Consider the following 12,686-nt stretch of genomic DNA (forward strand, 5'->3'; position numbering starts at 1 on the left):
AGGCGCCGGTGTATCGATGCATTCACGTGGGCCTGGGGGCGGGGGCTGTGGTGGCGCCGGCGACGTGGCGCCCGCCATCCCGGCCAAGCTGCCGAGTGCGAGCAGGGCAAGGAGCGATCTATGCATCGGCGCGTGCCTTATTCTGTCTGCAGCACCCGTCCGGGGTTCATCAGGTTATGGGGATCCAGGCCCTGTTTGATGGCGCGCATCATGTCCAGCGCCACGGCTGATTTGTGCTTGGGCAGGGTGTCCACCTTGAGGCTGCCGACACCGTGTTCGGCCGAGATCGAGCCCCGGTAGCGGTCCACGGCTTCGTAGACCAGGGCATTCATGGGGCTCTCTTTTTCGTTGAGGAAGCGCGCCTGGTCTTCATTCTCCGGCGCCTGCACGTTGTAGTGCAGGTTGCCGTCGCCCAGGTGGCCGTAGACGACCATGCGCGCACCCGGAAAACGCTCCAGCAGCAGCGCATTGGTTTCAGCCACGAACTCCGGGATGCGCGACACATTGATCGAGATGTCGTGCTTGATGTTCAGGCCCTCTTCGGCCTGCGCCATCGGGATGCTTTCACGGATGTGCCACAGCGCGTGGGCCTGCGCCATGCTTTCGGCGACCACGGCGTCGGCCACGCAGCCGGCCTCCATGGCGGCCTCGAGCAGGCGCTCGAAACATTCACGCGCATGGGTTTCCGATTCGTTGTCCGAGTTCTCCAGCACCACGCACCAGGCGTGCTCCTGCCAGAAGGGCACGCGCTGCTGCGGGAAATGTTTGGCCACCAGGCCGAGCGCGAACTGGCCCATGACCTCAAAACCGGTCAGGCCCGAGCCCAGGTGTTCATGCGCCAGGCCCAGCAACTGCACGGCGGCCTCCAGCGAAGGCACGGCGGCAAAGGCGGTGAGCTGGGACTTGGGCATGGGGTACAGCTTCATGGTCGCGCCGGTGATCACGCCCAGCGTGCCTTCGCTGCCTATGAACAGGTGGCGCAGGTCGTAGCCGGTGTTGTCTTTGCGCAGGCCCGTGAGGCCGTCCCAGATCTCACCCTGCGCATTCACGACTTCCAGCCCCAGGCAGAGGTCACGCGTGTTGCCGTAGCGCACGACCTGGGTGCCGCCGGCGTTGGTACCCAGATTGCCGCCTATGGTGCAACTGCCCTCCGAGGCCAGGCTCAGGGGAAACAGGAAACCGGCTTTTTCACAGGCTTCCTGCAGGTTTTGCAGCACGCAGCCGGCATCGACCGTGATGGTCAGGTTGCCGGCGTCCAGCGTGCGCACCTTGTTCATGCGCGTCAGGCTCAGCACGACCTGCGTGCCGCTGGCGTCCGGTGTGGACCCCACCACCATGCCGGTATTGCCGCCTTGCGGCACGATGCTCACGCGGGCCGCGGCGCAGGCTTTCACCACGGCCGCGACTTCCTGCGTGGAGCCAGGACGCACCACGGCCAGGGCTTTGCCGGTTTCGCGCTTGCGCCAGTCCTGCACCCAGGGCGTCAGGTCGCCGTCGGTCAGGACATTGGCCACGCCTACGATCTGGCGCAGGGATTCAATCAGGGGGTTGTGCGTGCTCACGGTGTTGGTTTCAGGTTAGGGGGTTGAGGGGACCGGGGTATTTTTCAGGCGCACGCGCACATGCAGCGCGCAGGCGGCAAACAGCGTCAGGCACAGCAGGACTTCAATGAGGCCCAGGTAGTTGCCCGGCGCGCGGTCGCTCCAGGCCCGCACCACGCCCTCGGTGAAATACAGCCACACCAGCAGGCTGAGCCAGCGGTAGGTGTACATGCGGTTTTTCAGGATGCCGGCCAAGGGTATGCACAGCGGCAGCACCTTGAGCGCCAGCAGCGAGCCGCCCGGCCGCAGGGGCGCCAGCCACATTTCCCAGGCCAGGCCCAGCACGATGAGGCCCAGCAGGCTGGCCAGCGCCAGGCGGCGGGTAAGGTCTATTTGCTCTGTTTTGTTCATCTTCGTCCAAATCTCAATGGCATGATACCGGGGATGAAATTCCAGCAATACCTGCAGGACCTCCTGGCCGACCTGTCGCACTTCCCGTGGCGCGGCACGGCACTGACCCTGCGCGACCGTTTCCGCGAAGACCACATGGGCCTGACGGCCAGCAGTCTGACCTTTACCACCTCGATCGCGCTCGTGCCTTTTTTCACCGTGGCGCTGGCGATTTTTACGGCCTTCCCGATGTTTTCGAAGCTGCAGGGCGCGCTGCAGGCCTGGCTGGTGCAGAGCCTGATCCCCGACAACATCGCGCGCCAGGTGCTGGGCTACCTCACGCAGTTCAGCCGCCAGGCCAACAAGCTGGGCATTGCCGGCCTGGCCGTGCTGCTGGTCACGGCCATCGCGCTCATCCTCACCATTGACCGCACCCTGAACGGCATCTGGCGCGTCAAGAAGGCGCGCTCGCTGGCCCAGCGCGTGCTGATCTATTGGGCCGCCATCACCTTGGGGCCGCTTTTGCTGGCGGCCAGCCTGGCGGTCACCTCCTATGTGCTGTCGGCCTCGGGCGGCCTGGTGGGCGCCTTGCCGGTCAGCCTGCGTTTCCTGCTCAGCGTCCTGCAGTTTTTCCTGGTGGCCGGCGGCATGGCGGCGATGTACCGCTATGTGCCCAACACCTTTGTGAAATGGTCGCACGCCTGGGCGGGGGGGCTGTTCGTCGCCGCCGGCATCGAGGTGGCCAAGCGCGCGCTCAGCCTTTACCTGGGCGCGGTGCCCACTTATTCGCTGGTCTATGGCGCCTTCGCGACCCTGCCTATCCTGCTGGTGTGGATTTACGTCTCCTGGGTCATCGTGCTGATGGGCGCGGTGATCGCCGCCTACCTGCCCAGCCTGCTGGCCGGCGTCGCGCGCCGCGGCAGCGCGCACGGCTGGTACTTCCAGCTCGCCATCGAAGTGCTGCAGCAACTGCACCAGGCGCTGTCGACGCCGCGAAAAGGCCTGAGCGCCTCGCAGCTGGCCGAGCGGCTCCAGGTGGACGGGCTGCAACTCGAGCCGGTGCTGGAAACCCTGGTGGCGCTGGACTGGGTGGGCCAGCTCAACGAATCGGAAGGCGAGGACGAGGCCCGCTTCCTGCTGCTGGCCGACGCCGATGCCACGCCCCTGGAGCCGCTGATGCAGGAGCTGCTGCTCGACAAGGCCGAGGCGGTGCAGGGCCTGTGGCGAAAAGCCCGCTGGCCCGAGCTGCGGCTGCGCGACGCGCTGTAAGGCGCTGCTTCACCCCGGAAAAACCGATAAACCGCCAGGGGAATTCTTGTTCGCGACAAGGCGCCGTAACAAAATCAAACCCCCTTGTTTTTCAATGCACAGAAAGATGCCAGCAAAAACCAATGCCCGGGAAAAGCTTGACGGCGCCATCGCCCAGGAGCGGCAGGCGCAGCGCGATGCCAAGCAGATTTATGAAGAGCTGACCGCCAAGATGTGGGCCTACCAGACCGGCAGCGGCCCCGCGCCCACCAACGAAGACTTCGAGCAGTGGAGCCAGGCCGTGGAGCAGCGCGTCAAGATCAAGCAGCTTGGCATACGTGTGGAAGGCGAGCCTGGCGCCTGAGCCTTGCACACAGGCCGCCGCAGAAACAGGCTCGGGCCTGCGCGCCCTGGTTCGGGTAGAAGCTCATAAGCTCAGGTTTTAAAGGCGTCAAGCTTTTGTCAAGGTTGTTAAGCCTTGGTCACCTCCGCCACGTTTCGTTGCTTTTGTTCGGCCGTGACTTCAAGCGGGCGGGTCGGATTCTTACAAGGCGCAGGCGCGGCACGGGCCAAGATTCTCCGCATCCCTCAACCCCAGCCGGAGAAAACCGTGACACCACCTGCTTATCTGATCGCCGATGCGTCCCTGAAAAACGAGCCTATCGACATCAACCAGGAAGCCTCCCTGAACTACTGGGTCGCTGCGCTGGCCTGCAGTGAACTGGAATTGCGCGTGGCCGTGGCCGAGGTCGGCCCCGCCGCCAAGGACGTGAGCAATGAGCTGGGGAGGACTTTATGAGCGCCATGCCCCCCATGCTTCCCCTGCAGCCCGGGCCGCTCGCGGTCCGTGTCAAGGAACCCTCGGCCGGCCTGTTTTATTGGGTGGTCACCCAGCTGTCCACCGATGAGCGCGGCGCCGATGTCCGTATCGAAGGCTCAGACCATCCCTATCCCACCCATGAAGCCGCGCTGCACGCCGGCGCGGCCTGCCTGAAGGCGCTCAAGGCCAGCATCTTCCAGCCCCAGGGCCCGCATTAGCCGCCGCCTTCACCCACGCCGCCTTTAAGTGCCTTTTTACGTGTTCTTCAGGCGCTTGAAGGCCTGTACCCACATATCGCGGTACATGACCCAGTCGCCCATAAAACTGTAAAGCGGCCGCTTGAAGGACGCGGGTTTGTTCTTTTCAAAGCCGAAGTGGCCTATCCAGGCGAAGCCGTAACCGCACAGCAGCCCGGCCAATAGCCACCACGGGTTGCGCGTGGCCACCAAGGCCGCCAGGCACAGCAGCGTGAGGCTGGAGCCCACAAAATGCAGGCGCCGGCAAATCGGGTTGCGGTGCTCGCCCAGGTAGAACGGGTAAAAGCTCGCGAAGGAGTCGAAGCTGCGCGGGTCGACGGGCGGGCTGAGGGATGTCGTGGACTGGCCGCCTTGCACGGCGTCGCTGGGCGTGGCATTCATGGTGGTGTGTCTCCTGCACCGGGCCACCGTCGTGATAGCCCCGTGCCGCTCACCATTTTGCGGGCCTGGCCATAATAGTCAATCCTTGCTTTCTCCCCCGCATGACCCTCCCTACAACGCCGCCAGCGGCACCCTCCAGCTCGCCGGAGCTTCCCGTGAACTGGGTGGTCTGCCTGTGCGCTGACTGGTGCGGCCTGTGCCGCGACTACGCTGAAGTTTTCGCGCAGGTGGCGGCGCGGTATCCGGGCAGCCGCTTTGCCTGGCTGGACATCGAGGACGAGGCCGAACTGGTCGGCGACATCGACGTGGAGACCTTTCCCACACTGCTGGTCGCCGATGCGGGCGGCACGCGTTTTCTGGGGCCGCTGATGCCGCAAGCGCAAACCCTCGCGCGCCTGCTCGATTCACTGGCGCAGCCGGGCCAGCCCGCCACGCCCCATTCGCTTTCTACCCAGGCCTTGCTGCGGGGCCTGGCGGCGGCGCCCCAGCACTGGGTCAGGGCCGGCTAGGCGACGGAAAACGGCGCCTTGAGGAAGCCCCTGAAGCGCGCACGGCCGCCGCGCGTGGGGCTGGCGCTTAACCGGTAATCCGGAAAACGCTGGAGAAAACGGCCGATCGCGATGCGGCCCTCGAGCCGCGCCAGGCTGAGCCCGGCGCACTGGTGAATGCCGAAGCCGAAGGCCAGGTGGCGGTTGTCCCGGCGTGCCAGGTCCAGCTCGTCGGGCCGCGCAAACTGGGCCGGGTCGCGGTTCGCCGCGCCTATGCACAGCGTCAGCAGGCTGCCGGCAGGTAGCTCAACGCCGCCAATGGTCGCATCGGCCAGCGCGCGCCGGTTGCTGAGCTGGTTGGACGACTCAAAACGCAGGAACTCATCGACGGCCGGCGCCAGCAAGGCCTCAAGACCCTGAGCGTCATGCGCCAGTGCCTGCATGCGGGGCAGCAGGCCGGCCAGGGCCGCCGGCCGCTCCTGCAGCGCCACCAGCGCATTGCCTATCAGGTTGGTGGTGGTCTCGTGGCCGGCGTTGAGGATGAACACGCAGTTCTGCAGCAGCTCGGTTTCGCTGAGTTTGTCCGTGGCCGTCTCGCCGCCTATCAGCCGCGTCAGTACGTCGTGCTCGGGGTCGCCCGGTCGGCGGCGCCTGTCGGCCACCAGGTCCCGCAGGTAGGCCGTGAACTCGCGCACGCTGTGGTTGCCCAGGGCTTCCTGCTCCGGCGTGAGCCTGGGCTCCAGCGCGCCCAGTATCGCGAGCGACCAGCCGCGCAGCGGCGCGCGGTCGGCATGCGGCACGCCCAGCAGGTTGCCGATGATCTCCACCGGAATGGCCGAGGCGAAGTCTTCCACCAGGTCGCCGCCGCCCTTGGCCGCGATGCCATCGAGCAGGCCGTCGACCAGCGTCACCAGGCCGGGCTCCATGTCGGCAATCGCGCGCCGCGTCAGCGCGCCCATGATGAGCTTGCGCACGCGGGTGTGCAGCGGCGGGTCGTTGAATACCAGGCTGGTGGTGTGGTGCTCAAACAGCGCCGAAGCCGCGCCGTACTTGGGCTCGAACTCCACTTTTTTGTCGGAGCTGAAAATCTGCGCATCGCGGTAGACGGCCACCAGGTCGGCATGGCGGGTCAGGAAGAAGGAGCCGTCGGGCATGCGGCGCAGGGGCTCGTGTTCTCTCAGCGCTGCGTACACCGGATAAGGGTTGGCGTAAAAGTCCGCGGGCAGGGCGCGCAGGTCCAAGCCGGCCGCGATCTCCATCGCGCGGTCGGCTGGCATGGCCGGGGTGATGGCAAAGGGCGCAGCGTCAGTCATGGTGAAACCCGTTAAAGGTTCCCGGCAAACAGTTTGCGCATGAGGATCTTGCGCAGGCTCGTGGCCTCGTCCAGGCCCAGCCGCTGCAGGTAGGCGGGCGGCGCTTCGCGGTCCGCCCACAGGCTTTTGGCCAGCATGGCCAGCAGTTCGGCCGGGTGCTGGCTGGCATGCTGCATTTGCCTGAGCGCGCCGATGATGCGCAACTCGTCGGCCGTCAGGTCGGTGCCGAAGGGGAAGTCGGGCAGCAGCGCCGACCCGCTCCACGGCTGCAGCCGCTCGCGCAGCACCTCGGGCAGGTTCTGGCGATGCTGCGCCGGCACTTCGTAATCGGCGTCCAGCTTGCCGGCGGCCTTGGCCTGCGCGACAAGACCCTCCTGAAAGCGCGAGTCGGCAATCGCGATCAGCCGTTTGATGACTTCGCCGTCGGGCTGGGCGCGCAAGTCGGCCACGCCGTATTCGGTGATGACCACGTCGCGCAGGTGGCGCGGGATGGTTTCGTACGCATAGTTCCACACCAGGGTGCTGCGCACGCCGTCTTTGTGCTCGTAGGTGGCGCGCAGCATCAGGATGGAGCGCGCATCGGGCAGCGCGTGCGCCATGGCCACAAAGTTGTATTGCCCGCCCACGCCCGAGACAACCTGGCCCGACTCCAGTCCATCGGACACCGCCGCGCCCAGCAGCGTGACCATCATGGTGGTGTTCATGAAGCGGCCCTGGGTGCGCTGGGCCTGCTTGAGGCGGCTTTGGCCCTGGAGCTGGTTGATGAAAGCGATGCGCGTCATGTCGATCTTGGCCAGCGCCTCGGTGGGCATGGCGCGCAAGTGCTCGTAAAAATCGGTGGGGCCGAGGAAGAAGCCGCCATGCAGGACCACACCGCCCGCCAGGCGCGTGCCCAGCCCGCCGGCGTCTTGCAAGGCGATGCGCACGGCGGGGTCCCCGAGCCGGTTGTCTATGCGCGTGCCGGCCACGTCGAGCGCGCCGTCCTGGGCAAAGCGAACCTGCCCGTTGAGGACGCCAAAGCGCTGCAGGAATGCCAGGTCGTCGGCGCTCAGCGCGGAACCGATCCGCCCGGCATCGACCAAGGCGGCCAGCAGGTCGGTGCTGACCGCCAGGCCCGGCGCCCGGCCTTGGTTGACCAGGTTCTGCAAGGCCACGTCGTCAAACACCTCGCGCCGCACAATGCCGGCTTCAATCAGCCTGAGCAGCCCGTTGACGAACATCTCCGAGCAGGCATACAGGCCTTGCTCAAACCCGCCCAGCTCGCGGCCCTGCAGGCCGTCCGGGCACAAGGCCGCCATGATGCGGCGGTAGCCGTCGTTGTGGCGGTCCCGAACGATCAGCGCCTGGGCGATGGCGTCGCCCAGCGCGCCTATGCCGATCTGCAGCGTGCCGCCATCGGCCACCAGGCTGGCGGCATGCAGGCCGATGGCGTAGTCGGCCGTGCCGACCTTGTTGTTGGGCGGCGCAAACAGGGTGTGCGTGGCCTCCGCATCCGTCACCAGCACGTCAAAAAAGCCGGGCGGCGCCACCGCATGCTTGGGCATAAAGGGCATCTGGCGGTTGACCACACCGACCTTGAGCAGCGGCTTGCCTTGCGCGGCCTGGCGCTCGGCGAGCTCAAAAGTCACGTCGGGGTTGCTGCCCAGGGACAGCGCGGGTTCACCGTTGCTTTCGCCGTTGTTTTCATGTGCGGCGACAGCCTGCGCGATCACGTTCACGCCCAGCACCCCCATGTCGCGGGCGACAAAGGTGTAGTTGGTGGCGATGTAGGCCTGCTGCGCGCGGCCGTTGCCGAGGTAGTCGCCGGTCTTGAAGAAGAACTCGCAGACTTCGATGTGCGGCGGCAGCAAGCCCGCGCGCAGGTCTTTCACATAATCAAGATCGGGATAGTCCTTGAACACGCGCTCGACCAGCGGCGCGAGAAAGTTCTGCTCCAGCTCGCTTTTGCCTTCGGGTTTTTCCAGCGACAGCGCGGTAATGATCTTCAGGCGCCGGGGATTCGGCTCGCCGCCCATGGCCTTGATGCGGCGGTAGAGCAGGTTCACAAAGGGATTGGGCTTGCCTATGCCCAGCGGCAGCCCGAGCACGATGTCACCCTCCACCGTGGCGAGCACATGCTCCACCGCCTGCGCGAGTGTGGGGATGAGGAGGGGGCTTGCCATCCGTTGCGTCAGGCCGAAGGGGCCTGGAGGAAATCGCGGATCGCGAACAGCACCTCTTCGGGTGCCTCGGTCATCATCTGGTGGCCGGCTTGCAGCAGCACGGTTTTGCCATTTTTCGCCTTGGCCTGCAGCGGTGCCGCCATTTTGGGCAAGGTCATGGAATCGCCTTTGCCGAGGATGAACAGCACCGGGCACTGCACCTTGTCCATGGCGGCTTCACCGGCCGTGTAGTCGTCGCAGGCTTTGAAGCCGCGGTGAAACAGGTTGACCTGGGTGTTGCTGGCCAGCACCCGCCGCATCAGGGCTTTGGAGCCTCCGTACAGCCAGGTGCCCGGGCCCAGCGCCGAGGGCGGCGGCGCCAGCATGGAATGCGAGAAGGTGTTCACCATATCGATGGCCTTCATCGGCTGGTTCAGCGCGCTGTCCAGCAACGCGGGTGAAACCTTCATCGGGGCGGCGGTGCCCAGCAAGGCCAGGCGCGCCACCCGCTGAGGCGCGATGGATGCCGCATGCAGGGCCGTGAGCGAGCCAAAGCTGTGGCCTGCCAGCGTGGCGGTTTTCACGCCGGCCGCGTCGAGCAGGGCGATGATGAAGGCAGCCGCTTCCTCCACCGACCGGGGCGGTTCGCCTTCGCTTTTGCAGTGGCCGGGCAGGTCCGGTGCCAGCACGTTGAACCCATGGTGCGCGAAATAGCGCGTTTGCAGAATCCAGATGCTGTGGTCATTGAGCACGCCGTGGATAAACACCACGGTCGGCTTGGCGGCCTCAAAAGGCTTGCCGCCGGTGTAGCAATAGGTTTTATGGCCCTTGACGTCGAGGTACATGCTCAGGCCTCCGCTTTCGCTGCCGCTTTTTCGGCGGCCTTGAGGGCGCGCTTGAGGTCGTCGATCAGGTCGTCCGGGTCTTCCAGGCCTATGGACAGGCGTATCGTGCCCTGCGTGATGCCGCCGGCCGCCAGCGCCTCGTCGGTCATGCGGAAGTGGGTGGTGCTGGCCGGGTGGATGACCAGGCTGCGGCAGTCGCCGACATTGGCCAGGTGGCTGAAGACCTTGAGCGCCTCGATAAAAGCCTTGCCCTGGGCGCGGTTGCCCTTGATGTCGAAGCTGAACACCGAGCCCGCGCCGCGCGGCAGCAGTTTTTTGGCCAGCGCGTGGCTGGGATGGGTGTCAAGCAGGGGATGGCCCACGCGCGACACCAGCGGGTGGCTGGCCAGGAACTGCACAACTTTTTCGGTGTTGCCCATGTGCCGTGCCATGCGCAGCGGCAGGGTTTCTATGCCCTGCAGGATCAGCCAGGCCGTGTGCGGGCTCATGCAGGCGCCGAAGTCGCGCAGGCCCTCGCGCCGCGCGCGCAGCAAAAAGGCGCCCACCGTGCTTTCCTCGCTGAACACCATGTTGTGAAAGCCGTCATAGGCTTCGGTCAGTTCGGCGAATTTGCCGGACTTTTCCCAGTCGAAGCTGCCGCCGTCCACCACGATGCCGCCTATGACGGTGCCGTGGCCGCTCAGGAACTTGGTGGCCGAGTGGTAGACCAGGTCGGCGCCGTGCTCAAAAGGCTTGACCAGCCAGGGCGAGGTCAGGGTGGAATCCACCAGCAGCGGCACGCCTGCCTCATGGGCCAGGGCCGACACTGCCGGGATGTCCAGCACGTCCAGCCCCGGGTTACCCACGGTTTCGCCGAAAAACAGCTTGGTGTTGGGCCGCACGGCCGCGCGCCAGCCGTCGATGTCGCCGGGCTTGACGAAGGTGGTGTCGATCCCGAAGCGGCGCATGGTGTAGTGCAGCAGGTTCTGGCTGCCGCCGTAGAGCGCCGTCGAGGCCACGATGTGGGAGCCGGCCCCCATCAGCGTGGCGATGGACAGGTGCAGCGCGGCCTGGCCGCTGGCGGTGGCGATCGCGCCTATGCCGCCTTCCAGCGCCGACACGCGCTGCTCCAGCACAGCGTTGGTCGGGTTGCTGATGCGCGAATAGACGTGGCCCGCGCGCTCCAGGTTAAACAGGCTGGCCGCGTGGTCGCTGGATTCGAAGACGAAAGAGGTGGTCAGGTGAATCGGCACGGCGCGCGCGCCGGTGGTCGGGTCGGGCGCGGCGCCCGCATGCAGCGCGAGGGTGTCGAAGCCGGGATCGGAATAACCGGGCATGGTTTGTCTCCAGTCAGAAAAAAGTGGCGGTGCGCGGGGAAATTGTTGCAACCGGCCGTTTGATTGTGGGCTATATTTAAACTGAATTCCTCCTCCCGCCGCGCTGCGGTGGGACAATGAGGGCATGTTGGCAGCACAACCGAGGAGATCGCCATGAAGGTTCTAGACATACTGCGTGTCAAAGGCAACACGCTTTACACCGTCCAGCCCGACGAACCCCTGGCCAAGGCGGCGCAGGTCATGGCCGACAAAGACATAGGCTCGCTGGTGGTCATGGAGCACGGCGACCTGGTCGGCATGCTGACCTTTCGCGAGGTCATCGTCTACATCGTCAAGAACGGCGGCGAGATCGGTGCCACGCTGGTGCGCACCGCCATGGACGACCATCCGCTCACCTGCACCTCTGAAACCGAACTCGACGAAGTCCGCCGCATGATGCTGGAGCGCCACGCGCGCTACATGCCCGTGATGAACCAGAAAGTGCTGATGGGCGTGATCAGCCTTTACGACGTGGCCAAGGCCGTGGTCGACAGCCAGAATTTTGAAAACAAGATGCTCAAGGCCTATATCCGCGACTGGCCGGCCGAGGACGCCGCCGACCACAATTAAAAAGCCGGCGCCCGGCAGCGTGCCGGGCCGCCAATTCCTGAAACAACAACAACGGCCCGGTGCGCAAGGCACGCAGGGCGCAAGCGAGGGCAGGGGTGAGCGACAAGCGTGACGCCGGCGGGCTGCTGTTTTATGCCTCGCTGTTTTTCTCCCGGCTGGCCGACCAGATCCTGCTGTTCCTCGTGCCCCTGGTGGTGTTCGAGACCACCGGCAGTGTCGCCTGGTCGGGCATCGCTTTCACCCTTGAGACCCTTCCGCGCTTTCTGGCCTTCCCGGTCTGCGGCGCGTTGTGCGACCGCGTCTCGCCGCTCAAGCTGCTGCGCATCAGCCAGCTGTATCGCGCGCTGGTCTGCATTGCCGGCGTCATCGCTTTCCAGTGGGCCGGCGGCGTCGGCTGGCTGATCGCGCTGTCAGCGGTCTGCGGCGTGCTGACCACCCAGGGCCTGATGGCCCGCGAAGTCATGCTGCCGCAAATCTTCCGCCAGCAGCGTTTTGAAAAAGTGCTGGCCCATGCGCAGCTCGCCGACCAGCTCGGCATGGTGCTGGGTCCTTTGCTGGCCTCGCTGCTGCTGCGCTGGATGCCCTGGCCCATGGTCGTCGGTGCGACCGCGGTGTTTTTCCTGGTCGCCGACGGCGCCGTGACCTGGTGGCATCGCCAAAGCGCCGTCACCCTGGCCGCGCCCGAGCCGGCCCCCGGCCACTGGACCGCGCCCATACGCATCGCCCTGTCGCAGGTGCTGCACCTGCCGGGCTTGAAGCAGGTGATTGCCCTGGCGGCGGGCGTCAACCTTGTCATAGGGGTCACCCTGGCCACCTCGGCCGCCATGGTGACCGGCCTGCTGCAGCGCTCGGCCGGCGACTACGCCGTGCTGCAAACGGCAGGCGCCGTGGCCACCGTGATCATCCTGCTGGTGATTGCCCGCACCGTGCTGCCGCTGCGCACTCTGGGCCTGGTGTCCTACACCGTGATGCTGGCCGGCGGGCTGCTGACGGGGCTGGCCGGCAACTTCTGGGTTTACACCGCCGGGTTTTTGCTGGTGATCGGCTTTGACAAGATGTTCAACGTCTACATCCGCAGCCTGCGGCAAAAGCTCATCCCGCCCAAGGACCTGGGCAAGACCACCGGCGTGATCGTGATGTTCAACAACCTGTCGCAGCCGCTGGCCGGCATGCTGGTGGGGGTGTTTGCCGGGGTGATGGAGGGGCGGGGGGTGATTTTGGGCTTGGTGTTGGTGATGGGGGTGATTGGGGGATTGGTGGCGTGGAGCAGGAAGGGACGGTAAGCCGGAGCAACATCCGGCCCCATCTGCAATTTCCACCCGAATCTTGCACAATTA

At 65.7% G+C, this 12,686-nt stretch carries 14 protein-coding genes; 7 read left to right on the forward strand and 7 right to left on the reverse strand.

Annotated elements, in window-relative coordinates:
* Positions 1-137: 137 nt before the first annotated feature.
* On the reverse strand, positions 138-1,562 hold the full coding sequence (locus AC1D09_RS05665; RefSeq protein ID WP_477660815.1) for an FAD-binding oxidoreductase: 1,425 nt from the start codon (positions 1,560-1,562) through the stop codon (positions 138-140).
* Positions 1,563-1,577: 15 nt separating this feature from the next.
* Complete coding sequence (locus tag AC1D09_RS05670; RefSeq protein ID WP_477660816.1) at positions 1,578-1,952, reverse strand: DUF2069 domain-containing protein; 375 nt, start codon at positions 1,950-1,952, stop codon at positions 1,578-1,580.
* Positions 1,953-1,985: 33 nt separating this feature from the next.
* Here AC1D09_RS05670 and AC1D09_RS05675 point away from each other — a divergent pair, with 33 nt between their 5' ends.
* The 4 genes from AC1D09_RS05675 to AC1D09_RS05690 all read left to right on the forward strand — a co-directional run bounded on the left by AC1D09_RS05675 (position 1,986) and on the right by AC1D09_RS05690 (position 4,217).
* Positions 1,986-3,200: a YihY family inner membrane protein gene (locus AC1D09_RS05675; protein ID WP_477660817.1), complete on the forward strand. Its 1,215-nt coding sequence runs from the start codon at positions 1,986-1,988 to the stop codon at positions 3,198-3,200.
* Between the two features lie 106 nt (positions 3,201-3,306).
* On the forward strand, positions 3,307-3,543 hold the full coding sequence (locus AC1D09_RS05680; RefSeq protein ID WP_477660818.1) for a hypothetical protein: 237 nt from the start codon (positions 3,307-3,309) through the stop codon (positions 3,541-3,543).
* A 246-nt stretch (positions 3,544-3,789) separates the two neighbouring features.
* Positions 3,790-3,978 (forward strand): DUF3606 domain-containing protein, encoded by a 189-nt coding sequence (locus AC1D09_RS05685; RefSeq protein ID WP_477660819.1) that lies wholly within the window; start codon positions 3,790-3,792, stop codon positions 3,976-3,978.
* Entirely contained in the window at positions 3,975-4,217 is a 243-nt protein-coding gene (locus tag AC1D09_RS05690; RefSeq protein WP_477660820.1) for a hypothetical protein, read from the forward strand. Before AC1D09_RS05685 ends, AC1D09_RS05690 begins: the two co-directional genes overlap by 4 nt.
* A gap of 36 nt (positions 4,218-4,253) precedes the next feature.
* On the opposite strand, the gene AC1D09_RS05695 is transcribed toward AC1D09_RS05690, so the two are convergent.
* Positions 4,254-4,637 carry an Mpo1-like protein gene (locus AC1D09_RS05695; RefSeq protein WP_477660821.1) on the reverse strand — a complete coding sequence of 128 codons (384 nt, stop codon included), beginning with the start codon at positions 4,635-4,637 and terminating at the stop codon, positions 4,254-4,256.
* Positions 4,638-4,738: 101 nt separating this feature from the next.
* Between AC1D09_RS05695 and AC1D09_RS05700 the strand changes: the two genes are divergently transcribed.
* Complete coding sequence (locus AC1D09_RS05700; RefSeq protein ID WP_477660822.1) at positions 4,739-5,146, forward strand: thioredoxin family protein; 408 nt, start codon at positions 4,739-4,741, stop codon at positions 5,144-5,146.
* Here AC1D09_RS05700 and AC1D09_RS05705 read toward each other — a convergent pair.
* From AC1D09_RS05705 to AC1D09_RS05720, 4 genes are read right to left on the reverse strand one after another with little or no spacing between them, the layout of a single operon-like run.
* Complete coding sequence (locus tag AC1D09_RS05705) at positions 5,143-6,438, reverse strand: cytochrome P450 (protein ID WP_477660823.1); 1,296 nt, start codon at positions 6,436-6,438, stop codon at positions 5,143-5,145. The two genes, AC1D09_RS05700 and AC1D09_RS05705, sit on opposite strands and share 4 nt — an antisense overlap.
* A gap of 11 nt (positions 6,439-6,449) precedes the next feature.
* Positions 6,450-8,600 (reverse strand): acetyl-CoA hydrolase/transferase C-terminal domain-containing protein, encoded by a 2,151-nt coding sequence (locus AC1D09_RS05710; RefSeq protein ID WP_477660824.1) that lies wholly within the window; start codon positions 8,598-8,600, stop codon positions 6,450-6,452.
* An 8-nt stretch (positions 8,601-8,608) separates the two neighbouring features.
* Positions 8,609-9,424 carry an alpha/beta fold hydrolase gene (locus AC1D09_RS05715; RefSeq protein WP_477660825.1) on the reverse strand — a complete coding sequence of 272 codons (816 nt, stop codon included), beginning with the start codon at positions 9,422-9,424 and terminating at the stop codon, positions 8,609-8,611.
* Positions 9,425-9,426: 2 nt separating this feature from the next.
* The gene (locus tag AC1D09_RS05720) at positions 9,427-10,740 is read right to left on the reverse strand and encodes an O-acetylhomoserine aminocarboxypropyltransferase (protein WP_477660826.1); all 1,314 of its coding nucleotides are present in this window, start codon (positions 10,738-10,740) and stop codon (positions 9,427-9,429) included.
* A gap of 153 nt (positions 10,741-10,893) precedes the next feature.
* On the opposite strand from AC1D09_RS05720, the gene AC1D09_RS05725 reads away from it, so the two are divergent.
* Together AC1D09_RS05725 and AC1D09_RS05730 are read left to right on the forward strand one after the other, a co-directional pair.
* Positions 10,894-11,349, forward strand: a complete 456-nt coding sequence (locus AC1D09_RS05725) for a CBS domain-containing protein (protein ID WP_477660827.1) — start codon at positions 10,894-10,896, stop codon at positions 11,347-11,349.
* A 95-nt stretch (positions 11,350-11,444) separates the two neighbouring features.
* Positions 11,445-12,632, forward strand: a complete 1,188-nt coding sequence (locus AC1D09_RS05730; protein WP_477660828.1) for an MFS transporter — start codon at positions 11,445-11,447, stop codon at positions 12,630-12,632.
* The last annotated feature ends 54 nt before the right edge of the window (positions 12,633-12,686 follow it).

It is taken from the genome of Polaromonas sp. P1_A2 (assembly GCF_056406895.1).